Below are 24,618 nucleotides of genomic sequence, written 5' to 3'. Positions count from 1 at the left end.
ACCTTGGTCAGCAGAGGCTTCCGGTACAGGGTTGTCGACCAGAGAACAGCGCCGCGACAAAGGGACTGCTGTCTGGAACCGAAGCCGGGACGGTTCCCAGATGATCAGTGGGATAGGTATGGAATGCAAACTCCACACCGTTGGCAGCGAGGTCAGCCGCGAACTTCAGTGTCAGCGGTGCCGGAACATCGACGTCCGACAACCCCTGACCAATGAAGAACGGGCGGTCGTATCCTGCGGTCGGCACAGTGAGCAGTTCACGCGCAGCCTCCATGAATACTGGATTGTCCAGCGACTTCGTCAGCACCTGCCCGAGTGTGACGGTTCCGTACTTCGTGCGCGCCTCGGTGTAGCACATGTTGTTCTCGACGTCGTCGAGGATGGTCTTGCCGAGCGGGGTCAGATACGAGTCGATGTCGATGTCCGGCCGCGAAGCACGCAGTCCGTCAAGAACGTTCGCGATGTAGACCGTCGTACCCTTGAGCGGAAGCGCCGGGAAAGCCGGACCACCGAGCGGTAGAAGATTTTCGATGTTCGAGGGGACACCAGTGGCGACAGCGCCGCGGTAGTCCAACTCCGGCGCGTAATCAGTGGCAAGCGAAGCGGTGAACATAGTCGCCTGCCCACCCTGCGACTGTCCCATCGCAACCCATTCGCTCGACAGGTCGTCGTCGACCGCACGAGCGGCACGCACCATGTCCACAACGCTGTGTGCAGCGGAACGACCGTCGAGATACGGGTGAACACCAGGTGTTCCGAGCCCCACGTAGTCGGTCGTCACCACCGCGTATCCCTGCTCCAGCCAGTGACCCAGATGTGTCGCGGTCCGTTCGAGTGGAACACTGCTGCTCGGCGCACACTGATCCGCGACACCCACCGTTCCGTGCGCATAGGAGATGACCGGCCAACCACCCTCGGGCGGAGATCCCTCTGGGCGATACACCACACCGGTACTCGTCATCGGCGCATCCTTCGGGCCCGTCGACCAGTACGTCACCTTTGTTGCGCTCACGGCACCCGGGATCACCCGATCGGGACCGAGTAACTCCCGACTCACGACAGCACCCGGAGCATCATTCGGTTCCGCTCCGGCCGGCGCCGCAACTGTCAACGCCACCAATGCACTCGCACTCAGCCCGACGAGCGTCCTACCCAGTCGCTTACTCACGTACTTCTCCTACGATTGCGGTGACGGTGCATCTGTGGTGATCGGCCCCACATCAGCCGATCGAGTTCAGACCATAGAACAGCCTTACCAATTGGTCAACCTAGATTCCCACTCCGCATCTACCGTCGTGACACGCCTGCTCGGGTAGGGTGGCGGTGTTCGATACGTGCAGGTCCCAGCGAGATCAGGAGGCCGAAAGGCTCTCTCATGTCAGCACCTGATCTCCCGACCTTCCCTGCTTCGCAGCAGAAGTCCGTGGCTGCGATTCTCCGAGCAGCAGGTTGCGTATTCGCCGAAGACGAGGCTCGCCTACTTCTTCACACCGCACGCTCTCTCGATGAACTCGACGCGATGGTCGACCGACGAGTTGCCGGCGAACCACTCGAACCTGTCCTCGGATGGGTCGAGTTCTGCGGCTTGCGCATTCACATCGACTCTGGAGTCTTCGTCCCACGCCGGCGCACCGAGTTCCTCGCCCGGCAGGCCTGCTCACTCGTCGTCTCGGGAAGCGTCGTCGTCGACATGTGTTGTGGCTCAGGAGCTGTCGGTACTGTCCTGCAGTCGACGCTCGATACCGTCGATTTGTACGCGGTAGATGTGGAACCAGCCGCGGTGCGGTGCGCTCGCCGAAACATCACACCGCCCGAGCGCGTACTCGAAGGCGATCTGTTCGAACCACTGCCGACGGAATTACTCGGTCGCGTGGATGTGGTCGTTGCCAATGCACCTTACGTCCCCACCGATTCGATCAGGCTGATGCCGCCCGAAGCCCGTCTTCACGAACCGCTGGTCTCGTTGGACGGCGGCACCGACGGACTGGACCTGCAGCGACGCATCATCGCGGACGCTGCGCCGTGGCTACGACCGGGTGGCTGTCTTCTCGTCGAGACGAGTACGGAGCAGGTCGAAATGACTGTTGAAACATTCACTCGGGGAGGTTTTCTCACTCGAGTGGCAACCTACAGTGAGACCGCCTCGACCGTGGTGATCGGTCAGTGTTGAAGGCGATCGGATCCTGGCGTGGACCACTCCCGAGCGCGGGCGGCAAAGCCGTCGACAAAAAGCCCGAACGCACGATCGACGCGGGCCCGGTCCCCAGTGGCCAGAAGATCCATCGACAGACCCCGCATTTGCGAGAGCAACAGAGTAGCGACAGAGGCAACATCGTCCTCGGGGCAACCCGCTTGTCGTAGACCGGCTTCCAGTGCCTCGATCCAATCGCCTACAAAACGGTCCAGGAACCGTCCGTAGCGTTCGCGGTCGCCGAGCGCGAGGGCGTAAATCTCGACCATCACTCGGAACCGCGGCAGGACCTCCGGCGTCGTACGTTCGGTCCACCACGCGGTCAGCACTGTCGCCGGATCGACCCCCGGTTTCATCGGAACCGCAATCGGAATGGACTCACCACGCATGTTCTCGATGACCTCGGAGAGCAGGTTCTCCTTGCTCTCGAAATGGTTGAGCAACGACGCATGCGACACACCTACGGCCTTGGCGAGCTGCCTCACCGTCAGTTCCCCGACACCGTTGTCGATGACATAGCGGGTCAGCGCGTCGAGCAACTCCTCACGTCGCCCGGCGTATCTCAGGCTGCGTTTGTCGATGCGTTCGGGCTCCGGCACATACCCACCCTACCGGCCGGAATCACCAGGTCAGCGGCTGACTGCCTTCTGATACCGGCGAATAGCGAACGGCACGAAGACGATCAGCAAACCGAAAGTCCACAACAGCGACGCGATGACCGGATTCTGCAGTGGCCACGCATCCGGAACCGTCATCGCAGGATTGGTATTGCCGAACAATTCACGCACCGCCTGAGTCACCGCCGACACCGGATTCCATTCGGCGATCACTTTGAGCGGGCCGGGAAGATTGGTGGTCTCGACAAAAGTGTTCGCGATGAACGACAGCGGAAAGATGACGATGAAACTCGCGTTGTTGAACACTTCCGGCGTGCGGATCCAAAGCCCGACAACAGCCATGACCCATGACAATGCGTACGCGAAGAACAGAAGCAGCGCATACCCGGCCACCGCCTCGAGGAAGCTGGAATGGATGCGCCACCCCACCAGAAGACCGGTCAACGACATGACCACCAAGCTGATGACGTTGATCAACACGTCACTCGATGTTCGGCCGGTCAGCACGGCAGACGGAGCCATAGGCAGCGATCGAAATCTGTCGATGATTCCTTTCTGAATGTCTTCGACCATCCCCAAACCAGTCCAGGTAGCACCGAATATGACCGTCTGCGTGAAGATTCCGGCGATCAGGAACTCTCGATACGACGTGCCCGGGACGGAGATCGCGCTGCCGAACACGTATGCGAACAAGAGCACGAACATGATCGGCGACAAAGTGGTGAACACCAGCAGATCCGGAACGCGTTTGATCTTGATCAAGTTTCGCCTGGCGATGGTCAAACCGTCTTCGAGCGCCATCTGCACGGTCATTTCTGATCCTCCAGTTCAGCCTGGTGCCCGGTCAGTGTGAGAAAGACATCGTCGAGAGTGGGCCGGCGCAGACCGACGTCGAACACCCGGATGCCTCGTGCCGACAGGAGATTCAGCGCTGCGACCAACGCATCGGTGCCGTCGTCGACAGGAACGGTGACGCGACGGACATTCTCTTGAACCTGAATGTCCCCCACGGCAAGCGAGCGCAATTCCTCGCGGACGATGTCGAGATGCTCGACCTCGTGCACACTCAGTTCGATGCGCTCACCCCCGACCCGAGCCTTCAGCTGATCTGCAGTACCGCGCGCGATGACCGAGCCGCGGTCGATGACGGCGATCTGGTCGGCCAACCTCTCGGCTTCCTCCATGTATTGCGTCGTGAGCAACAGTGTTGTCCCCTGCGCCACCAACCCTTCGATGACATCCCAGAGGCCGAGTCGCGCACGAGGATCGAGGCCGGTGGTCGGCTCGTCCAGAAACAACACCTGCGGCCGAGCAACCAATGCGCCGGCGAGATCGAGACGTCGCCGCATTCCGCCGGAATAGCCCTTGACCGGCCGATCTCCAGCCTCGACGAGATCGAACTGCTCGAGCAATTCACGCGCTCGGGCCTTACTGCTTCGGGCGCCGAGGTGATACAGCCTCCCGACCATGTCCAAGTTCTCATAGCCCGTCAGGTACTCGTCGACCGCGGCATACTGACCCGAAGCACCGATCTTGGATCGCAACGCCCGCGCATCCTCGACCACGTCCAGCCCGGCAACCTTGGCGCGTCCACCGTCCGGAATGAGCAGCGTCGTGAATATCCTTACTGCAGTGGTTTTTCCGGCGCCGTTGGGGCCCAACAGGGCCATCACCGAACCCTCGCGCACTTCCAGGTCGATGCCGTCCAATGCCGTGACGTCGCCGTACTTCTTGACCAGCCCCTCGGCCACAATCGCTTCGGTCATGAGCCCTCCCGCATCGGTAATCCGTCGGTAGTCCGTTCCCCAGTGTGACCCAGGAGGCCGACACATTCCAGGAAATTTCGTCAGTTGTCCGGCTGCAATCACCTCCCTGGTTTCGCCGGTGCCTTTCGGCCACGAGGTACGGAACAGACCACACGTCCCAGTCCTGTCCAATACAGCCGATAAATTTCACCGACCTTTCGACGGATATATACCGGAAAGAAAAACCCGAAATTCTTGAACAAAGACCGCTTTCAGGTATTCATGATGAACGCGGCAGCGTTACACTCGTACAGCAAGTGACACTCGGGCCGGTGACGGTTGACTTATGGTGTCGAATCTCGAATTACAAATCAGACAGAGGCCGAAAAGAATTGAATCACCGATTCAGTGCACGCGGGGAAGACTCATACTTCGGGGGATCGAGAAAGGCTGACTGTGCCATGAGTATCAGAACTCGATACATCCGAACTCCGTGGATCCGAAAAACGGCGAAATATTCCTTCGAGACCATCTGCTTCACCCTGGCCGTGATTGTCGCGGCCGCACTGATCGCCGCGTACAACACACAACCGCGCTCCGCGCCGACGTACACGCTTACCTCGTTCTCGGCGAATCCTGAATCTGCAGCGCTGCCATTCGACATTCCACCCAAGTCAGCACTGAACGGAAAGTTGGTTTTCGCTCACTACTTCCCGCCCTATCCGGTTTCGATCGACAATGCGAATCCGTCTGGCGATTACTATGCGACACAATATCTTACGGTCAACGGCGAGAACAACAAACACGTTCGCTACGGGGGATTCCTCCGCGATCGGCCGACACCGCGGCAACCCATCGCCGATACGCAGTGGCGCCAACGCGACCTCGAAAACGAAGTTCGTTCGGCAATCGCCGCGGGCATCGACGGATTCTCCGTCGACATCATCGCCAAGGCAACCGACACCAGTTGGTGGGGTTCCACCGTGCCCACCGCCCTGATCAAAGCGGCCGCAGCAGTCGATCCGAATTTCAAGATCATGCTCATGCCTGATATGAACGGCGCGTTCAAAAACATGACCGCAGCTCAAATGGCAGCAGAGATGAAACCGTATTCGACCATGGCATCATCGTTCAAATTGAACGACGGACGGCTCGTGATATCTCCATTCCTTGCCGAAAACAAGACAGCGGGCTGGTGGTCGGAGTTCATCACTCTTATGAAGAATTCTTACGGCATAAATGTGGCATTTGTTCCGGTTTTCCTCGACGCTGCAGCCAACCGGAATTCTTTTGCATCGATCAGCTACGGGATGTCGAATTGGGGTAATCGAAATCCGGCAGGAAATCCGCTCTCGGGATCGAACCCGAACTCTCCGATGGGACTTGCCGCTGCCGCTCACTCCTTGGGAAAGATATGGATGCAACCAGTCGCCTTCCAAGATGTTCGTCCAAGTCAGTCGATCTACGACGAGGCACAGAATTCACAGAATCTGCAGAACATGTGGCAGATTGCGATTGCGTCCAACAGCGAATGGGTACAGCTCGTCACCTGGAACGACTACAGCGAGGGAACGTCGTTCGCGCCCAGCGTCGGCCATGGGCGTGCGTTGCTCGACATGAGTTCCTACGGGTTGTACAGCTTCCGCACCGGCGCCTCACCCGCGATTGTTCGCGACACCGCGTATCTCATCTACCGCAATCAGTCGGTCTCCGCGGTCCCCGTCAATCGCTCTGCTGCCCCTATGACACTGCGCCAATGGTCGTCCCCCGCTCGCGATACCGTCGAAGTCCTTTCCTTCTTAACGGCGCCGGCGGTCGTCAAAGTGACGGTGGGAACCACGACAACCACCTGCAATGCCCCGGCCGGGATGAGCAGCTGCATCGCCCCGTTGAAAGTAGGTTCCATCAAGGCTTCTGTCGTTCGCGGCACTACCGAGGTGTCCCGGGTGAGTTCGCACGCTGCGGTAACGGCCACCCCGTACAACCAGAATCTCGAGTACCTGGTTGATTCCAGTCGGAGATAACGGTGACGAAGATCGGGTGAGTCCGACAACTCACCCGATCTTCGTTGCGCCATCGGTTTCGGCTGCAATTGGTAGCTCGGGCAGCGATACCGCCCCCGTCCGCTCCACCTTCACTGCCAACGTCACAGCGGCGGCCAGTGCCGATACGCCCGCTCCGATCCAGTACAAAACCGCGAACGAATGCAGGGTCGGTACAGCGCTCGCACCGATCACCACCGTTGAACTGGCCAATACCGCTGCCGCAACGGCGCTTCCGGTGGAGGTACCGACCGAACGGAGCAGGCTGTTGAATCCGTTGGCCGAGGCAGTCTGATGGATCGGCGCAGATTCGGTGATCAGAGTCGGCATGGCTGCCAGGGAAAATGCCACACCGGCCGATACCACGGCAGCGCCGATCACGATATTGACCAACGTCGGCGCCAACAGCACACGCAGGACATATCCGATTGCAATGACGATCGCACCCGACGCCAACGTAGCCTTCGCTCCCCATCGCCTCGTCACTTTCGACGACACCGGCGCCAATCCGATCATCAGGACTCCGCCCGGCATCATCGCCAGTCCGGCTTCGGCAGCCGAGAGTCCGAGACCGTCCGCCGACGCCAGGGGCAACTGAAGTTCCTGCGTTGCCGCCAACGCGCTGATGAACATGGCAAAACCGAGTAATACTGCGCAGACGTTCGAAACCAGAATCGGAGCGCGAAGGGAAGTCCGCAGATCGACCAGCGGTGCCGGCGTGTGCAGTTCCCACGGAATCCATCCACAGAGCAAGACCACGCCGGACGCGATCAGAACCAGAACCTCGGGGCTTGCCCAGCCCCATTCGGTTCCTTTCGAAACGGCCAGCAGCAGTGCAGTCATAGCGAGCGTGAGGACTGTGGCTCCCAGAAAGTCGAAGCGTCCGCGACTCTTCACAGTCGATTCCGGCACCACCAGCGGCAAGACGACTATCAGTACGACCCCGAATCCACCGGTGACCCAGAAAAGCGCGGGTAGTCCCCAGTGCGCCGAGATCACCCCAGCCATCGGCATACCGAACATGCCACCGATCCCCAACGTCGCACTCATGAGAGCTACTGCACCACTGAGCTTTTCCGGAGGAAGGACATCGCGCATGATGCTGATTCCGACGGGCAGAAGTGCCGTCGCGAACCCCTGCAACGAGCGCCCGAGGATCAGTAACCAGAAACTCTGGCTGAGCGCAGCAACCATGCAGCCGACGATCATCACGGCAAGACAGACGAGCATCATCGCGCGCTTGCCGAACATGTCGGCGAGTCTGCCGATGAGAGGGGTTGCGACGGCACCGGTCAGCAACGTCGAGGTCACCAGCCAGGAAGCGGTGGACGACGATACTCCCGATGCCGTCGCGAACGCAGGCAGGACCGGCACCACCAAGGTCTGTTGCAGCGCGACCACCACACCGCTCAGACTCAGGACGCCGACGACCCACCCGGTCCGCGCTTTCGCGCGAACAGTCTTGTCCGTCAAGCGTTCGAGCGAGCGGCTACTCCGGCGTCGACAGGAACCACGATGCCACTCATGTGGGCACTCGCGTCGGCGGCGAGGAACAGGACTACTCGCGTGATCTCGAAGGGATCCAGCCAACCGACCGGCTGCGCATGCAGAGTCGCGTACACGGGTTCGACGTCGTCTGCCGTCGGCGATTCGAGGTCAGGCCGCATCATTGCGTACATCATGTCGTTGTGAATCATCGGCGTCGAGATATTTCCCGGTGCAATAGCATTCACGGTCACACCCGAGTTGGCCAGTTCGAGCGACACACTCTTCGTCAAGCCGATGACGCCCCATTTGGAGGCGCCGTACGCCGCCATCTGGGTGCCACCTGATCGACCCATCATCGAGGAAATCGTGATGATGCGACCGTAACCACGTTCCGCCATTCCACCTGACACGGCCGCAACGGTGTTGAACACACCGGTCAGGTTCGACGAGATGACTTCGTTCCACTGTGCCGACGTCATCGACGTGATCGGAGCGGGCACGGACACACCGGCATTCGCGACGGCGATGTCGACACGGCCGAACTCGGCTTCAGCGCGGGCAACGAGCGCGTCCATTGCGTCGCGATCAGCGGTGTCTGCCTTGACGGCAATGCACCGACGACCGGTGGCTTCCACCAAACGAACAGTTTCCTTCAGATCCTCCTCGTTTGCGAGGGGGTAGGCGACGACATCACTGTTCTCGCACCGGTCGCAGATCACGATGTCCGCGCCACGCTCCGCGAATGCAACAGCGTGGGCGCGCCCCTGACCGCGTGCGGCGCCGGTGATCAGTGCAACTTTTCCTTCGAAGCTGCCTTCGAGGCTGTTCATGCCGTCTCCTAGTTCGTCGTATGCAAGCGTGCGCTGTACTTCATGCGTACTCCGAACCCGCCCGAAAGAAACAGTCGATCCCGGACAGCGGGAATCCAGCCGATCACTGGTAAACGGCGGTCTCGAATTCCAGGTATCCGTTGATGGATCCAGCGTCCGCGAACGGCAGAATCTGCGTTGCCCAGAACCCGCCGACGCCGGTCTGCCGGTCGATCCAGTAATAGAGGTTGGCAAGACCCGCCCAAGCCAGCGATCCGGCCGGCCTACCGGTGGGTGCCACCTCTTCATTTGTCATGAAGGAGTATGCCCATCCCTTGGGTACACCGGGGAAGAATTCCGCATCGTTGGACAGCGTCGGGAGAACTCCGGGCAACAACCCCACGTGCTGGCTTTCGAGCCCGTTCTGAACGGCTGCAGCTACCGTCTCCGGCGACAACACGCGACCGGATGTGCCCGCGCCGTCGTTGAGCCACATACGAATGAACTTCATGTAGTCGCCGACAGTGCCGTGCAAACCGTGACCACCCATGTGCACCTCGGGTTCGGCCGGAAGCTCGAATCCAATGAGCGGAGTGAGGCTTCCGTCGCTCTCACGCTGATGGATCGGCGCAAATCGATCCTTCATCGACGGGCTCATCGTGAATGCCGTATCGGCCATCTCGAGAGGTTCGAAGATGCGCTGACGCATGACATCGCCGAGTCGCTGACCTCGAATCGACTCGACGACCTGTCCGGCCCAGTCGATGTTGGTGCCGTACTCCCATTTCTCACCCGGGTCGAAGAGCAGCGGTGTCGTGAGCGCCGCTTTGCTACACGTGATCACGCTGGGCTGCCCATGTTCCTGCGAGAGCCGGTTGTACGACTCGTTGAAGAAGTCGTAGCCGAACCCTGCAGTGTGAAGGAGCAGCATGCGAGTGGTGATGTCACGCTTGGGTTCTCGAAGAACGGGGTTTCCGCCGGCGTCGAAACCGTCCAGGACCTTCAGCTCACCGATGTCGGGAACATAGGTCGCTGCAGGTGCATCGAGATCGAGCAATCCCTCCTCCACACATTGCAGGACAGCGGTACCGGTGATCGCCTTGGTGGTGGAGAAGAGCGCAAAGGTTGTATCGAGGGTCATCGGAACGCCGGAACCGAGAGTCCGCTCGCCCGCAGCACCCTCGTAGATGTTGCCTTCTCGATCCGTGATCATCGCGACCACACCCGGGACGCGATCAGCCCCCTGAGTTGCGCGCGCCAGCACGTCGTCGAGGCGCTGCTTCGAAAGGGGCTTCCGCGCAATATCTTCGATCGTCACTGCATTTCTCCATCCGACTTGCAACTTGTCTTGTCGAACAGAATGTAACGGCGATCACACACCCGGCTCTGCCTCGAAACGGCAGGAAAACTGTCTCGTTTCGGCAGAACCGGGCAGAGTCTGGAGTCAGCTCTGGGGCGCTCCGATATTCACCAGCCAGGAAATACCGAATTTGTCTGTACAGGCGCCGAATTCGTCGCCCCACATCTGCTTCTCGAGCGGAACGCTGACCGTACCTGTTCCCGACAGTTGCTCCCAGTACCCGCGCAGCACATCGCCGTCGTCGCCGCTGAGGCTGACCGTGATGTTGTCGCCGGGGTTGAACGGCATGCCGGGCGGAGTGTCAGCACCCATCAGGGTGTATCCCTGATCGGTCTCGAGCATTCCGTGCATGATCTTGTCCCCGCCTTCGCCGGGATTGCCGAATTCACCGAACGTGCTCAGCGCCAGCGTGCCACCGAAAATGCCCTTGTAGAACTCCAACGCTTCACGCGCGTTACCGTTGAAACTGATGTACGGATTGAGTCGAGTTGCCATGACGTACTCCTAGCTCGTGGGATTGCTGTCACGTTCGATTTCAATCCTTGCAGAACGCTCCGACACGAAACAACGGATCATCGCAGTTCATCGAGTGCGTAAACCGATCGTCATGACCGTTCAAACAACTGTCCTCAGAGTGGGTTCCGAGTCTCGGAAGGCAACTCTCCGAACCGTTTCCGGTAGGCGGCCGCAAACATGCCCAGATTGACGTAGCCCCAGGCGTTTGCGATTTCGGAGACGGTTCTCCCATCGGAACGCAACAGTTCGCTGCGTACCCCCTCCAGTCGACGCGCGCGCAATCGATGCCCCGGCGTGGTGTCTCGATATCGTCGAAATCCCGCAGTGAGCGCCCGGACACTGACGCCCACCGCAGCCGCGATCTCGGACGCCGTCGGCACCGAGCGCGCGAAGGTATCGATGTACTCCTCCGCCGATCGCACGTATGCCGGTTCGGCGGAGGCGACGTCGGCGCCGAGTTGCAACCCGGCCTGCGTCGCCCACTCGTCGAGAAGCTGAGCCGTGATGAGTTCTTGAACCCTGGCGCCCAGCCTTTCACCCGACATCGCGTCAGGCGACTCTGCAATCGCGCGAACGACGTAGTCCATCAATGCGAGCCAACTCGAGCCACGCCCGCCGATGGTGCACTTGTGCCGCCACAGACGATCGTCGGGAACCGCCCCGTACCACTGCCGGGCGTGGTCGGCGACAAGCTGATGCGGCACAGTGAGATTCAGCTGCAGATGATCCTCGTCGAATTCGACGAAATAGTCGGTCCGACTACAGTCGGCGACAAAAGTCTCCCCCACGGCAGTATTTGCCGCAGCTCCCCGGCCAAGGGCATGTCGGCCGTTGCCTCTGATCGTCGTCAGAACCAGAATGTTTCCGGCCTCAGGAGAACATTCACCGACAGAGACCGGAATGCCGTAGCAGAATCGGGTGACGTCGATCTTGCCCACCGCCGCCGAGTACATGTCCGAAGCCGGCTTCAACCGACTTCCTATCGGCGTGACCGTATACGGCATGTAGATGTTGTCGGACCATTCCTTGATGCGGTCCCAGTCCCGAGAAAAGGCCTGGTGATGCTGCATAGTGGGCCGGCCGGCCGCGTCGATGAGCAAGGCATCCTCGAACATGGTTCGAGTATCGCACCAGGGCCCGGGAAGGTCACGAAAGTGAGCCGACGCGGTCTATGGCTGTACGGCGGCAGGTCGTGTTGCAGCAAAAAGCAGCGAATCCACCGCGGTCCCCCGGATCACCATGTGAGCCCTCATCCGCCCCTCCTCCACCATTCCGATTTTGGTGAGCACCGACGCCGACGCCGAGTTCTCCGGACGACACGTTGCCTGCACGCGCTGTGCTCCAAGGCGAGCGAAGGCGAGTCCCAGGACCGCGCTCCCTGCCTCGGATGCATAACCTCGTCCTTGGAACTTCGGGTTCACGACAAAACCGAGTTCCGCCCGCCGGTGCGCGACGGACACTTCCCACACAGCTACCGAACCGATGACCGTTCCATCAGCCTTCGACGTGATGGCCAGGGTGAACGTGCGACGTTCGACGAGCGCAGCTTCGAGTGCCGTGTCAGCCAGGAATGCCCTGGTCATCGCAGGGGTGTTCGGCCCCCAATCAACATATCTACAGACGGCAGGGTCGGACGCGTACTGATGGACGGCATCTTCATCCGCGGCAGTGAAATCTCGAAGAACAAGGCGTTCCGTAGTCAACGTGAACATCCAGCGATCCTAGAGCGAGCCCGAAAGCACCTCTTGACTCGAACGCATGTTCGAGTATGATTTGGGGAGGGGATCGGGGGATTCAATGAGTGTTCTGTTGTCGGATGTGGTGTCGGGTTCTGCGGTGGGGTTGCGCGGACGACTGTGGCGGTTGTCTGCTTCTGAGTTACGTGCGGCTGCGGTGTCGGCGAGCGCGGAGATTCTGCGGCTCGAGGCCGTTCGTGTGGCGGTGGTGGACGAGTTGTCGTTGCGGCCCGATGATCAGGTGATCGCCAGCCGCGGTGTCGGGTCCTGGTTGGCGGCGAACACGATGCTGCAGGTTCGGGACGGGAAGAAGATCGCCGCCCTCGGTGCAGCGCTACGACCGTTTCCCGCGGTGACGGCCCGGTTCGACGTCGGGGACTGCTCCTTCGAGCACGCCGTGCTGATCGTGGCGTTCTGCGAATCACCACCGAAGGGAATGCCGGACGAAGCGCTCCCTCGCTGTATCGACCTACTGTTGGCTGCTGCTTCCGGTGTGGAGGCCACGACGACGAAAGTCCGGAACGTCATCGCGACCTTGGAGCGAATCTTCGAATCCGATGAGATTCCACCCGCCGAAGATGAGGATCGGAACGAGCTGCGCATCGCGTCGACGTTGAATGGTCGGGTGGTGGTGCGCGGAGATTTCGACGCCCTCACCGGCGAAATGCTGCTATCGGCCCTGTCGAATCTGACGATGCCCACCCCGGCACCCGATGGAACCCCGGATTCTCGGTCCGCAGCGAAGCGGACCGCGGACGGGTTCACCGAACTGATCCGCCGCTACCTGGACTGCGCGAAAACCGGCACGGATGGTGGCCAGCGTCCGCACGTGAACGTGCACATCAATGCTCGTGATCTCGCGGAGCATCGGGACTGCGCAGCAACACCCGCTGCTTCTGGTGGTGGAGCGGCTGTGTCAGATCTCGATGTCGGACATATGCCGTGGCTCGGACCACTGTCCGTCTCGCAGACCAGACTTCTCGGGTGTGACTGTTTCCTCTCGACTGTTCTGCTCGATGATCACGGCGCGCCCTTGGATGCGAGACCCGGGAAACGGTTGGTCACCGCGGAGCAGCGAGTGGCGTTGATCGCCCGCGACAGAGGCTGCGCGTTCCCCGGCTGCACGTGTGTACCGGCCTGGACCGATGCGCACCATATTCGGCACTGGGCGAACGGCGGGCCGACGGTGATGAACAACCTTGTCCTGCTGTGCCGTTCACATCACCGGCTGATGCACCGCAAGTCCGGGTTCGTCGGGAAGTGGGTGATCCGGATCGGGGTCGACAACAAACCGTGGTTCATCCCACCACCCTCGATCGACCCGCAGCGGCATCCGCGGCCGGCGAACACCACATTCAAAACCTGAGGTAGTACTCCTCGGGCACAACAGAACACGGCCCAGCACCGCATCGAAGGAAACCTCGGTGCGGTGCCAACAGGCCGTGACGCTTGATGAAGCTGTGCTCACAACGATCAGCGAGTCAGAACAAGCCCTGATGTCGGAACGCCCGTTCCCGCAGTCACCAGTACATTCTCGACGGAGTCGACCTGGTTGACCGAAGTACCGCGGATCTGCCGAACTCCCTCGGCGATACCGTTCATCCCGTGGATGTATGCCTCGCCGAGCTGTCCACCATGGGTGTTGATCGGAAGCTTGCCTCCGAGTTCGATTGCGCCACCGGCGATGAAGTCTTTGGCCTCTCCCCTTCCGCAGAAACCGAGTTCCTCGAGCTGCATCAGAACATAGGGCGTGAAGTGGTCGTAGAAGATCGCCGTCTGCATGTCCGACGGGCGCAGCCCACTTTGTGACCAGAGTTGATCGCCGACAAGGCCCATCTCCGGTAGGCCGGTCAAACCGTCGCGGTAATAGCTGGTCATGATGTATTGATCTGCCCCGCTGCCCTGTGCGGCGGCAGCGATAACGGCGGGTGTGTTCTTCAGATCTTTGGCTCGTTCTGGCGAGGTGACGACGATGGCGATGCCGCCGTCGGATTCCTGGCAGCAATCGAGGAGATGCAAAGGTTCAGCGATGAATCGCGAGTTCTGATGGTCCTCGAGGGTGATCGGTTTTCCGTAGAAGAACGCCTTCGGATTGGTGGCTGCATGCTTACGGTCCGCGACGGCGATTCGACCGAAGTCCTCGCTGGACGCTCCGTATACGTGCATGTATCGCTGCGCGACCATCGCGACAAACGATGCGGGAGTACCCAATCCGTGAGGATAGGAAAAGGCGTTGTCCGTTCCCGACGAATTGACCTGCGCCACAAGGCCGGAGTTCACCTGCCCGAAACGCGCACCCGATCGCTCGTTGAATGCGCGATAGGCCACGACGACGTCCGCGACGCCAGTGGCAACCGCCATGGCCGCCTGCTGAATCGTCGCCGCAGCGGCACCGCCACCGTAGTGAATACGACTGAAGAATTTGAGGTTCGGGATACCCACCGAACGAGCCACTGCCACTTCGGTGTTGGTGTCCATGGTGAACGAGGTAAGACCGTCGACGTCGGCGGGTGTCAGACCGGCGTCGTCCAACGCGGCTTGAACAGCCTCGGCGGCCAGTCGCAGTTCACTGCGACCGGAGTCCTTCGAGAAATCCGTGGCTCCGATTCCGACGATCGCGGCCTTGCCGGACAATGCGCTCATTCAATGTCTCCGTTTTCAATGTCTCCATTCGAGCCCGACGCCGGAAATGCCAGTGTGACCTGCGCAGTGATGTGATCTCCCAGACTGTTCTTGCCGACCACCGCGAGAGAAACGAGATCCTCGTCGTAGGAGGTCACCGTGCCGGAGAGCGTCAAAGTGTCGTAGGCGTACCACGGGACCCCGAGGCGCAGCTTGATCGACGTGAGTACTGCCCGCGGTCCTGCCCAGTCGGTCACGAATCGCTGCACCAGGCCGGTGTCGGTGAGGATGTTGACAAAAATGTCTTTCGAGCCGCGTTTCTGTGCGAGATCACGGTCGTGGTGAACATCCTGAAAGTCGCGGGTAGCTAGTGCTGCCGAGACCACAAACGTCGGGTCGCCGTAAATCGAGAGCTGCGGAAGAACCTCTCCCACAGTGATATCCGTCGTCAAAGTCATCGTCACTCCTTCCCCGCTGAAACCGCAGGAACCGCCGAAACCGCAGAAGCCCCAACCGGCTGCCAGGCGTACAAAGTCCAGGGAGTTCCCCCGGTCTCGTCGTCTCCGGGGAAGTCGAGGTAGATCGCCTCCACCTCCATTCCGATCGACGCACTCGAGGGATCGACGCCGCGCAATTCGCCGAGCATCCGCACACCCTCAGGCAGTTCGACCAGGGCAACGACGAACGGCAACGACCGACCAGGAACCTTGGGCGCGTGGTGAACGACGAAACTGAAGACCGTTCCCCGTCCTGACGCGACCACGTAGTCGGTCTGCTCCGACTTGTCCTTCCAGATCGCGGGCACGGGTGGGTGCTGCACCGAACCATCCGCACGCAGTTGAATACGCAACTCGTGTGCGGCGACACCGTCCCAGAAGAACTGTGTGTCGAGAGACGCCGTCGGGCGCAGCATCCGAGATGCGTCCAGGTCCGCAGGTACGTCAGTGGAGGGACGCTCACTTACCGGCGGCGCGAACTTCAAGATCCGGAACATCATCTCCGAGACCAGTTCTTCGCCTACCCGCCAGAAGCTACGGGTAGTGAAAAACCACCCTTCACCAAGACCTGTCTTCTTCGGTCCCACTACGTCTTCCAACACCGAGGAGATGGTGACTTCTTCACCCGGCTTCAAATAGCGGTGGTAGATCTGATCGCAGTTGGTCGCGACGACAGACGTGAATCCGGCCTCGTCGAGAATGTCCGTCATCCGGCCCAACGGATCATCGGCTTCTCGAATTGCCCCCAGACCGCGCATCGTCCATACCTGCGCCATCGCCGGCGGCGCGACTATTCCGTCGTGTCCGGCGGCGCGGGCGGCCGATTCGTCGACGTAGATCGGGTTCTCGTCACCGATCGCCTCGACCCAGTTGCGGATCATCGGCAAGTTCACGGGGTCCCGGCCGGCGCGAGGAGCGCTTGGCCCGTCCTCTCGAACCCGCTCGGCAGCAGTGAGAATGGGATCTGACACGATTTGTTTCCTATCTCGGAACGCGGGGAAGCTTCAGGCCGGCGGTAGCGATCAATTCGCGCATCACCTCGTTGACTCCACCGCCGAAGGTGATCACCAGGTTGCGCTTGATCTGCATGTCCAGCCACTCCATGAGATCAGCCGTTTCGGGATCGATCGGATTTCCGTACCGTCCGACGATCTCTTCCGCGAGTCGACCGACTCGCTGGATGCGTTCGGTCGCAAATACTTTGGTTGCCGAAGCGTCGGCAATGTCCACCGACTCCGAATCACTCGATGCCACTTGCCAGTTGAGCAGTTCGTTGAGGCGATACGTCGCGTGAATCTCGCCGAGCGCGCGTCGTACGTCAACGTGATCGAGCAGGTTTTCACGCTTGGCCCAATCGAAGACGTGGTCGTAAATCCCTGCGACGCGACCTGCCGGACCGAGCATGACGCGTTCGTGGTTGAGTTGCGTCGTGATCAGGCGCCAACCCTGATTCTCTTCACCCACAAGCATGTTCGCCGGAACGCGAACGTCCTCGTAGTAGGTGGCATTGACGTGATGCGCACCGTCGCAAGTGATGATCGGGGTCCAGGTGTAGCCGGGATCTTTGGTGTCCATGATCAGGATGGAGATGCCGCGGTGCCGCGAATCGGCAGATCCGGTCCGCACGGCGAGCCACACGTAATCGGCGTCATGCCCGCCGGTGGTGAAAATCTTCTGGCCGTTGACGACGTACTCGTCATCGTTTCGTGCCGCCGAAGTACGCAGGGCTGCAAGGTCGGTGCCGGCTTCCGGTTCGGTGTAGCCGATCGCGAAGTGCACTTCACCGGCGAGGATCGCGGGCAGGAATTTCTGCTTCTGCTCCTCGCTGCCGTACTTCTGCAGAGTCGGACCGACGGTCTGCAACGTCACCGAAGGCAGTGGGACATCCGCCCGCACAGCCTCGTTGACAAAAATCTGCTGCTCGACTTCACCGAACCCACGTCCGCCGTACTCCACCGGCCAGCCGACGCCGAGCCAACCGTCCTTGCCCATACGACGGATGACCTCACGATAGGTAGGGCCATGCCGCTCCACACGCATGATCTTGGCCTCCTCGGGCGAGATCAGCGTCGAGAAGTAGCGTCGAAGTTCAGCTTGCAATGCGCGCTGACTGTCGGTCAGATCGATGAACACCGGGCCCCCACGAGGTCGAGTCGCTGCGAAGCGCCGCCGAGCAGGCGCGCCAAGTCTTTTGCAGTCGAGTAGTAACGATGAAGCGGATACGTGACGTCGACGCCCAGACCGCCGTGCAGGTGGTGAAGCACCTGCATCGTGGCGGGTACTTCCTGGGCGATCCAGTACGCCATGACGTCGAGGTCCGACTGGGCATCCAGGCCCTCCGACACGCGCCAGGACGCCGACAACGCCGCGACGTGAAGAGTCCGCGAGGTGACATAGGCGTCGGCGATCTGCTGTGAGACCGCCTGGAACGTGGCCAGCGGCTTGCCGAATTGCTCGCGTGAGCCGACATGTGCCGCAGTGAGATCGACGGCACCGGACACCAAACCGTCTGCAACGGCTCCGATACTCGCCGTAGCGATCCGGTACAGCGTCTGGACGGCTTCCTCGCCGGCACCGAGAAGTTCACCGACTGCCTCGTCCATCGTGACTGCGAACTCCGGACTGCCGGACGCACTGGGTGTCGGCGTCAATGCGACGCCGGCGGCGGTCGGATCGACGAGCACGACTCCGGCGTCGGTGGGCACAAGAATTCTGTGTGCGCTCGCCGCGAAAGGCACGGCAAGCACCGTCCCGCTGACGCGATACCAGTCGCCCGACTGATGGGCGGTGGTCGACGGCTGCGCCGGGAACTGCTGACCCGGCTCACCGAGCGCCGCGGTGAACACCCGTCCGGCGCTGACTCCGGTGAGCAATTCGTCCTGTTGAGCGTCGGCCCCCAGAGCAACGATGGGAAGTACGCCGAAGCCGAGGGTTGCGAGAGCCGGAATGGGAGCGGCGGCCCGGCCGACCTCGACGAGAAGAGAGCCGACGTCAGTGACCGAGAGGCCCTCGCCGCCCAGACGCTCGGGCAGTGCCAACGTGAGCAGGTCGGCTTCGGCGAATGCCGCCCAGAGCGCGTCCGGCTCCAGTTCGCGGGCAAGGAGCGCGGTAGCCACCTCGGCTACCGCTTCCTGGGTTTCATCGGGAGTGAAGTCCACGCTGGCAATCCTGTCTCTGATGTAGAACGTGTTCTAGTTGTATCACCAACGTGGACATTTCTAAAGGCCTCTACTCACGCCGTCTAATCACGGGGCAGGCCCAGAATTCTCTCCGCGGCGACGGTCAACAGAATCTGCGTGGTCCCGCCGGCAATCGACAGGCATCGCGTGTTGAGGAACTCACGCGAGAGCGGACCCTCCACCCATCCGGCTGGGCCACCCAATTCCATGGCGAACTCTGCGACATTCTGACGCTGGCGCACGCCCACCAGCTTGCGGACGCTCGACGCCGGGCCCGGATCCTGACCATCCAATTGCCGCAGTGTCGTGCGCAATTCCAGCAACGAGCCCACCATGGCGGTTCCGATCAGCCCACCGAGCTTGTCTGCAACCACAGGATCGGGATCGCCCGCCAGCTCGAGCAATTCCTCCATCGCACCGCCGAGCGAAGAGCCCCCGCTCATCGCGACTCGCTCGTTGGCGAGGGTCGTTCGGGCCAGTTTCCAGCCTCCGCCGAGCTGGCCGACGACGCAGTCGTCCGGCACGAAGACGTCGTCGAGGAAGACTTCGTTGAACAGAGCATCGCCGGTGATCTCACGCAGCGGCGAGATCCGAATCCCGGCTGTCTTCATGTCGAGAAGGAAGTACGTGATGCCCTTGTGCTTGGGAACCTCGCGATCGGTTCTGGCGAGGCAGATGGCCCAGTCAGCTTCACGTGCAAGCGAAGTCCAGACTTTCTGTCCGTTCAGCTTCCAACCGCCGTCGACCTTCTCCGCGGTCGTACGCAGCGCGGCAAGATCCGAACCTGCGCCAGGTTCACTGAAGAGCTGACACCAGGTGATCTCACCCTTGAGCGTCGGTGTCGCAAATCTTTCGATCTGCTCCGCACTGCCGTGCTCGAGGATGGTGGGAACTGCCCACCACCCGATCACGAGATCAGGTCGGCCGATACCGACGGCCGCCAACTCTTCTTCGATCAAAATCTGTTGCGCGGCCTTGGCGCCCCGGCCGTACGGCTTCGGCCAGTGCGGCGCAAGGTATCCCGATTCGGCCAACGCGTTGCGCTGTTCGGATTCGGGCAGCGCCACCAATTGCGCTACCTCTTCGCGAATGTCGGACCGGTCGGATTCCAGCTCACTCAAGTCGATCTGAAGGTGACGCCGTGCGCCGCCGATCGTCAATTCAGCGACGCGTGCGCGCCAGCGGGACGATCCGCCCAGAATCTGCCGGAGCGACAGTGCTCGGCGAAGGTAGAAGTGCGCCTCGTGCTCCCAGGTGAATCCGATGCCGCCGAGCACTTGAATGCAGTCTTTCGCCGTATCGACAGCGGCGTCCAGAGACACCGCGGCCGCCACCGCCGCCGCGATCGGAAGTTCGTCGCCCGACTCGGCAGCGACCGCACCGTCCCAGGCGACAGCTCCGGCATTTTCCACTCGGCACAGCATTTCGGCACAGATATGTTTGATCGCCTGGAACGAACCGATGGGCTTTCCGAATTGTTCGCGAATCTTCGCGTACTCCACCGCAGTACGCAGACTCCATGCCGCAATTCCGGCAGCTTCGGCAGCCCCAAGTACCGCCGCTAGATCGGAAACCGATCCTGGCGCAATGTCATCGAGGATTCGGTCGGCGTCGACCGTCACTCGGTCGAAGGAGACTCGCGCCAGTGGTCGCGACTTGTCGATCGTGTCGACCGCTTCGTAGGTCACACCTTCGCTGTCTCCGTCGACGAGAGCCCAGACGACACGCGAGCCTTCACCTTCCGACACCACGCCCGCCGACACGAGGACCGATACGCCCGAGTCTCCACCCCAGGCGTAACCTCCTTCGCCATGAAGCTCGATGCCGCCGGACGCATTCGCCGTTGCCGCAACTGGACTTTCGTCCAATACGACGGCACACGGCAACGCACCGTCGGCGAGCATTTCGGACCAGCGCTTGGCAGCGGGCGACGAACTACGCCCAACCACCAGAGCTGCAAGCGCAGTCGTGAGAACAGGACCCGGCACAAGTTCGATTGCCGCCTGCTCGAGCATTGCTGCGAGATCGACGATTTCGGCTCCGGCTCCGCCTACCGATTCAGGAACGGCGACGGAAAATATCCCGAGAGACGCGAACTCGGACCATTTCTCCCGCCACGAAACTGCTGGTCCACGGCGTACCATGTCCATCGGCGTGGCCGAGCGAGCCCAGGCCTCTATCGATTCCTGGACCGCCCGCTGTTCATCGGTCGTGGCGATTGTCACAACTGGTTCCCGCCTCTCGATAAGTGACACAATTGTTTAGAACGTGTTCTAATATGACACCTGGCCAAGAGTCAAGGCGCGAAGGAATTTGTCGATGACCACAACATCCCGATCCCGCTCCAACGCGGTTGCTTCTGCAACGCTCGGGGACGACGATCTCAGCTCCAACGCGCAACGTGAACGCCGCAAGCGGATTCTCGACGCAACCCTCGCCCTGGCGTCCAAGGGTGGCTACGAGGCTGTTCAGATGCGCGCCGTGGCCGAGCGCGCCGACGTCGCAGTCGGAACGCTCTATCGCTACTTCCCCTCGAAGGTTCACCTGTTGGTGTCCGCTCTGGCACGCGAATTCGAGAAGATCGATTCCAAGGGCAAGATCCCACCTGGAACCAGCCCGCTCGAGCGGATGCAGCTGATCCTCAGCCTCATCACCCGCGCGATGCAGCGCGATCCGCTCCTCACCGAAGCCATGACTCGCGCGTTCATGTTCGCCGACGCCTCCGCAGCGGCAGAGGTCGATCAGGTGGGCCAGTTGATGGACCGCCTCTTCGCACGAGCGATGACCGAAGAGGAACCGACCGAAGAGCAGTTGGCAATCGCGCGCGTGATCTCCGATGTGTGGCTGTCCAATTTGGTGGCCTGGCTCACGCGACGTTCTTCGGCTACCGATGTCGCCAATCGACTGGAATTGACGGTTGAACTGCTGCTCGGTGACGGAACTCGGAAACCCGAATAGACATCCTTTGTCGCATCTGTCATTTTTGCACTGATCTGGCAGAAACGTATCGAGCCAGGAGTCGCTGCATCACCTAGATTTGAAGAGGTGAGCGCACAAGATCTGTCCATCGAACTCCGCCGAGCGCTGTCGGGCGTGGCACGCACGCCGCGTCTGCTCGTAGCCTCCGACTACGACGGGACGATGGCACCCATAGTCGCCAACCCGGACAAGGCGTATCCCCGCGCGGAAACGGTGCGTGCGCTCCGCTCCCTCGCCAGCCTGGCGTCGACGACTGCTGCCGTGATCTCGGGCCGCGCCCTCAAGGATCTGGCGGCGCTGTCCCGGCTTCCCGCCGAAGTGCAATTGGTCGGCAGCCACGGCTCCGAGTTCGACATCGGATTCGTTCACGCGATCGACGCCGACGCCAGGAAACTGCTCGACGAGATCGTCACCGAGTTAGGCCGAATCGCCGCCGACACCCCCGGCGCAACTGTGGAGAAGAAGCCCGCCAGCGTCGCCTTGCACGTACGCAACACCAGCGCCGACGACGCCGAGAAGGCGCTCATCGCCGTTCGCACCGAATCGGCACTCTGGCCGGGCGTTCAGGTCACCGAGGGTAAGTCGGTGGTCGAGTTGGCGGTCATCGCCACCGACAAGGGCCACGCACTCGACTTGATCCGCCATCAGGACGGCGCTACCGCTGCCGTCTTCATCGGGGACGACGTGACCGACGAAAAGGCGTTCAGCAGGCTGCAGGGGCCGGACATCGGAATCAAGGTCGGCAGCGGGGACACCGTCGCCGACTATCGCGTCGACAGCACCGAGGATGTCGCTGCTGCTCTGGCGTTCCTGCTCGACGAGCGTCGTACGTGGCTTTCCGGTGCCGACGCTCCGCCCATCGAGCGACTCTCGATGCTCGCCAGTCCGCGCACCGTCGCTTTGGTGACCCCGGATGCGACGCTGACCTGGTTGTGTCACCCGGAACCGGATTCCGCGGCGGTCTTCGCGCACCTTCTCGGCGGAACCGGGGCCGGCCACTTCTCGGTTGGGCCTCGCCGCACAGCGTTGCCACTGAGCCAGAAGTACATCGACAGCACGATGACCGTTCAGACCCGCTGGGCGAGCCTGTCCGTCACCGACTACCTCCCGCACGACGTCCCGCAGGGACGAACCGACCTGACCCGCATCATTTCCGGTCAGGCCGACGCGATCGTCTCGTTTGCACCCCGTCCCGAGTTCGGCCAGGGTCAGGTCACGCTCGAGGTCGTCGACGAGGGCATTCGGGTCCTCGGCACCAACGAGCCGTACGTGCTCCGCTCCCCTGGTGTGCTGTGGAACATCGCCACCGACGGAAACCAGCAGACTGCCCACGCCATCGTCGAGCCGTCCAAGGGTGACGTCGTACTCGAATTGCGCTGCGGAACAGAAGAAATCGGTCCTTCCGAAGTTCCGGAACTCGAGCGTCGAGCGACCTCGGAGGCATACTGGTCCGATTGGGCCAAGACGCTCGAACTGCCGAAGCTGAAGCCGGACTTGATGAAACGCTCGGCGCTGACCTTGCGCGGGCTGGTTCATGCCGATTCAGGTTCCATCATGGCCGCCGCCACAACATCCCTGCCGGAGGAGATCGGCGGAGTCCGCAACTGGGACTACCGCTATTGCTGGTTGCGCGACGCCGCCCTCACCGCAACAGCTCTCGTGAGCGTCGGATCCACCGACGAGGCCGAGAACTATCTGGACTGGGTCCACCGCGTGCTCGAAACGCTGCCGGGACCCGAGCGCCTGCACCCCCTCTACACGCTCTACGGGACCTCGCTACCGCCAGAGGCGGTCATCGATTCACTTCCCGGATACGCCGGTTCCAGGCCGGTCCGCGTCGGAAACGCCGCGAATCAGCAGGTTCAACTGGACGTGTTCGGCCCGATCGTCGAGCTGATCGTCGAACTGGCGAATGCACGCGAAAAGGCCGGTGCCCGCGATCCTTTGAGTGACCGCGACTGGGAACTGGTGTGCGCCATGGTCGAAGCAGTGCAGCGGCGCTGGTTCGAACCGGACCACGGCATCTGGGAAATTCGCGACAACCCGCGCCACCACGTCTATTCCAAGGTGATGGGTTGGGTCACCGTCGACCGCGCCGTCGATCTTGCTACCCGCTTTTCTCGCGAGGCTCTGCCCGAGTGGGCGGAACTGCGTGACCAGATCGCCGACGAAGTACGACACAAAGGCTGGAAGGACGACGTCCAGTCGTACACCGCGGCCTACGACGGTACCGATCTCGACGCCGCTACTCTGCACATCGGACTGTCGGGACTGATCGATCCGACGGATCCACGCTTTGCAGCGACCGTCGTAGCCACCGAAGCTGAACTACGCAGCGGCTCAACGGTATACCGATACCATCACGACGACGGTCTGCCCGGCATCGAAGGTGGGTTCCACCTATGCGCCGCCTGGCTCGTCGAGGCCTACCTACTGATCGGACAACGCCTGCAAGCAGAGGCACTGTTCGATCAGTTGGTCGCGGCAGCGGGTCCTACCGGACTACTCGCAGAGGAGTACGACCCCATCGCGGAACGCTCGCTGGGCAACCATCCCCAGGCGTACAGCCATCTGGGATTGTTGCGCTGCGCCCAACTCCTGGCGTGAGCGCTACCCCTTGATCCGACCTGATGTTCGCCCTGCCAGTAGTTCGGTGTCGAGCATCTCGACTATCGGAACGCCGGATCCAGACGGCGACATCAGGAGCGCACCGGCGCGCCGGCCCTTCTCTTCCTGGGGCTGGCGCACCGTTGTCAGTGATTCGCGCAGCGCCTCGTCGACGCCGTCGAATCCGGTGATCGACAGTTGGCCAGGTACATCGATGCCCTGCCAGCGCG

The 24,618-nt window shown here is 61.4% G+C and carries 22 protein-coding genes; 5 read left to right on the top strand and 17 right to left on the bottom strand.

Annotation, left to right across the window (positions count from 1 at the left end; translation table 11 throughout):
- Positions 1 to 7 precede the first annotated feature (7 nt).
- Positions 8 to 1,168, bottom strand: coding sequence for a lipase family protein (locus tag ABX74_RS29115; protein ID WP_047890319.1), 1,161 nt, complete (start codon positions 1,166 to 1,168; stop codon positions 8 to 10).
- Positions 1,169 to 1,375: 207 nt separating this feature from the next.
- Between ABX74_RS29115 and ABX74_RS29110 the strand changes: the two genes are divergently transcribed.
- On the top strand, positions 1,376 to 2,170 hold the full coding sequence (locus ABX74_RS29110) for a putative protein N(5)-glutamine methyltransferase (RefSeq protein ID WP_047890318.1): 795 nt from the start codon (positions 1,376 to 1,378) through the stop codon (positions 2,168 to 2,170).
- Here the strand turns inward: ABX74_RS29110 and ABX74_RS29105 are convergent.
- Genes ABX74_RS29105 through ABX74_RS29095 form a run of 3 tightly spaced genes read right to left on the bottom strand, consistent with a single transcriptional unit; the run spans position 2,161 to position 4,574 of the window.
- On the bottom strand, positions 2,161 to 2,790 hold the full coding sequence (locus tag ABX74_RS29105; RefSeq protein WP_019746866.1) for a TetR/AcrR family transcriptional regulator: 630 nt from the start codon (positions 2,788 to 2,790) through the stop codon (positions 2,161 to 2,163). The two genes, ABX74_RS29110 and ABX74_RS29105, sit on opposite strands and share 10 nt — an antisense overlap.
- 30 nt (positions 2,791 to 2,820) lie before the next feature.
- The gene (locus tag ABX74_RS29100) at positions 2,821 to 3,621 is read right to left on the bottom strand and encodes an ABC transporter permease (RefSeq protein WP_003945537.1); all 801 of its coding nucleotides are present in this window, start codon (positions 3,619 to 3,621) and stop codon (positions 2,821 to 2,823) included.
- Positions 3,618 to 4,574, bottom strand: coding sequence for a daunorubicin resistance protein DrrA family ABC transporter ATP-binding protein (locus ABX74_RS29095; protein WP_003945489.1), 957 nt, complete (start codon positions 4,572 to 4,574; stop codon positions 3,618 to 3,620). The genes ABX74_RS29100 and ABX74_RS29095 overlap by 4 nt, the downstream gene beginning before the upstream one ends.
- 44 nt (positions 4,575 to 4,618) lie before the next feature.
- Here ABX74_RS29095 and ABX74_RS29090 point away from each other — a divergent pair, with 44 nt between their 5' ends.
- Positions 4,619 to 6,577, top strand: a complete 1,959-nt coding sequence (locus ABX74_RS29090) for a glycoside hydrolase family 71 protein (protein WP_223258047.1) — start codon at positions 4,619 to 4,621, stop codon at positions 6,575 to 6,577.
- 30 nt (positions 6,578 to 6,607) lie between these two features.
- Here ABX74_RS29090 and ABX74_RS29085 read toward each other — a convergent pair whose 3' ends face one another.
- From ABX74_RS29085 to ABX74_RS29060, 6 genes are all read right to left on the bottom strand, one after another.
- Positions 6,608 to 8,068 (bottom strand): MFS transporter, encoded by a 1,461-nt coding sequence (locus ABX74_RS29085; RefSeq protein WP_047890316.1) that lies wholly within the window; start codon positions 8,066 to 8,068, stop codon positions 6,608 to 6,610.
- The gene (locus ABX74_RS29080; protein WP_003945658.1) at positions 8,065 to 8,913 is read right to left on the bottom strand and encodes a mycofactocin-coupled SDR family oxidoreductase; all 849 of its coding nucleotides are present in this window, start codon (positions 8,911 to 8,913) and stop codon (positions 8,065 to 8,067) included. The genes ABX74_RS29085 and ABX74_RS29080 overlap by 4 nt, the downstream gene beginning before the upstream one ends.
- Before the next feature lie 103 nt (positions 8,914 to 9,016).
- Positions 9,017 to 10,210, bottom strand: coding sequence for a serine hydrolase domain-containing protein (locus tag ABX74_RS29075; protein ID WP_047890315.1), 1,194 nt, complete (start codon positions 10,208 to 10,210; stop codon positions 9,017 to 9,019).
- Positions 10,211 to 10,336: 126 nt separating this feature from the next.
- Positions 10,337 to 10,747 (bottom strand): VOC family protein, encoded by a 411-nt coding sequence (locus tag ABX74_RS29070; RefSeq protein ID WP_047890314.1) that lies wholly within the window; start codon positions 10,745 to 10,747, stop codon positions 10,337 to 10,339.
- A gap of 134 nt (positions 10,748 to 10,881) precedes the next feature.
- Complete coding sequence (locus tag ABX74_RS29065) at positions 10,882 to 11,883, bottom strand: AraC family transcriptional regulator (protein WP_047890313.1); 1,002 nt, start codon at positions 11,881 to 11,883, stop codon at positions 10,882 to 10,884.
- A gap of 54 nt (positions 11,884 to 11,937) precedes the next feature.
- Positions 11,938 to 12,480 (bottom strand): GNAT family N-acetyltransferase, encoded by a 543-nt coding sequence (locus ABX74_RS29060; protein ID WP_047890312.1) that lies wholly within the window; start codon positions 12,478 to 12,480, stop codon positions 11,938 to 11,940.
- A gap of 85 nt (positions 12,481 to 12,565) precedes the next feature.
- On the opposite strand from ABX74_RS29060, the gene ABX74_RS29055 reads away from it, so the two are divergent.
- On the top strand, positions 12,566 to 13,870 hold the full coding sequence (locus ABX74_RS29055) for an HNH endonuclease signature motif containing protein (protein ID WP_047890311.1): 1,305 nt from the start codon (positions 12,566 to 12,568) through the stop codon (positions 13,868 to 13,870).
- A 107-nt stretch (positions 13,871 to 13,977) separates the two neighbouring features.
- On the opposite strand, the gene ABX74_RS29050 is transcribed toward ABX74_RS29055, so the two are convergent.
- From ABX74_RS29050 to ABX74_RS29025, 6 genes are all read right to left on the bottom strand, one after another.
- Positions 13,978 to 15,147, bottom strand: a complete 1,170-nt coding sequence (locus ABX74_RS29050; RefSeq protein ID WP_019746856.1) for a lipid-transfer protein — start codon at positions 15,145 to 15,147, stop codon at positions 13,978 to 13,980.
- Positions 15,144 to 15,584 (bottom strand): MaoC family dehydratase, encoded by a 441-nt coding sequence (locus ABX74_RS29045; protein ID WP_020968404.1) that lies wholly within the window; start codon positions 15,582 to 15,584, stop codon positions 15,144 to 15,146. The genes ABX74_RS29050 and ABX74_RS29045 overlap by 4 nt, the downstream gene beginning before the upstream one ends.
- A gap of 2 nt (positions 15,585 to 15,586) precedes the next feature.
- On the bottom strand, positions 15,587 to 16,594 hold the full coding sequence (locus ABX74_RS29040; RefSeq protein ID WP_019746855.1) for a bifunctional MaoC family dehydratase N-terminal/OB-fold nucleic acid binding domain-containing protein: 1,008 nt from the start codon (positions 16,592 to 16,594) through the stop codon (positions 15,587 to 15,589).
- A 10-nt stretch (positions 16,595 to 16,604) separates the two neighbouring features.
- Positions 16,605 to 17,756: an acyl-CoA dehydrogenase family protein gene (locus tag ABX74_RS29035; protein ID WP_019746854.1), complete on the bottom strand. Its 1,152-nt coding sequence runs from the start codon at positions 17,754 to 17,756 to the stop codon at positions 16,605 to 16,607.
- Positions 17,741 to 18,781, bottom strand: coding sequence for an acyl-CoA dehydrogenase family protein (locus ABX74_RS29030; RefSeq protein WP_047890309.1), 1,041 nt, complete (start codon positions 18,779 to 18,781; stop codon positions 17,741 to 17,743). Before ABX74_RS29030 ends, ABX74_RS29035 begins: the two co-directional genes overlap by 16 nt.
- Positions 18,782 to 18,864: 83 nt before the next feature.
- The gene (locus tag ABX74_RS29025) at positions 18,865 to 21,027 is read right to left on the bottom strand and encodes an acyl-CoA dehydrogenase (protein WP_019746852.1); all 2,163 of its coding nucleotides are present in this window, start codon (positions 21,025 to 21,027) and stop codon (positions 18,865 to 18,867) included.
- Between the two features lie 94 nt (positions 21,028 to 21,121).
- Here ABX74_RS29025 and kstR point away from each other — a divergent pair, with 94 nt between their 5' ends.
- Both kstR and otsB read left to right on the top strand, forming a co-directional pair.
- A complete protein-coding gene (gene kstR, locus ABX74_RS29020; protein WP_003945752.1) occupies positions 21,122 to 21,760 on the top strand; it encodes a cholesterol catabolism transcriptional regulator KstR in 639 nt (212 codons plus the stop codon).
- Between the two features lie 87 nt (positions 21,761 to 21,847).
- Positions 21,848 to 24,388: a trehalose-phosphatase gene (otsB, locus tag ABX74_RS29015; protein ID WP_047890308.1), complete on the top strand. Its 2,541-nt coding sequence runs from the start codon at positions 21,848 to 21,850 to the stop codon at positions 24,386 to 24,388.
- Positions 24,389 to 24,391: 3 nt separating this feature from the next.
- On the opposite strand, the gene ABX74_RS29010 is transcribed toward otsB, so the two are convergent.
- Positions 24,392 to 24,618, bottom strand: a 227-nt coding sequence (locus ABX74_RS29010; protein WP_047890307.1) for a substrate-binding domain-containing protein, incomplete at its 5' end; no start/stop codon positions are given.

Source organism: Rhodococcus sp. ARP2 (assembly GCF_001029585.1).
In the GTDB taxonomy this organism is placed as follows: Bacteria; Actinomycetota; Actinomycetes; order Mycobacteriales; family Mycobacteriaceae; genus Rhodococcus_F; species Rhodococcus_F erythropolis.
Note: the sequence above shows the minus strand (reverse complement) of the source record. Positions and strands in the feature narration are given on the sequence as shown.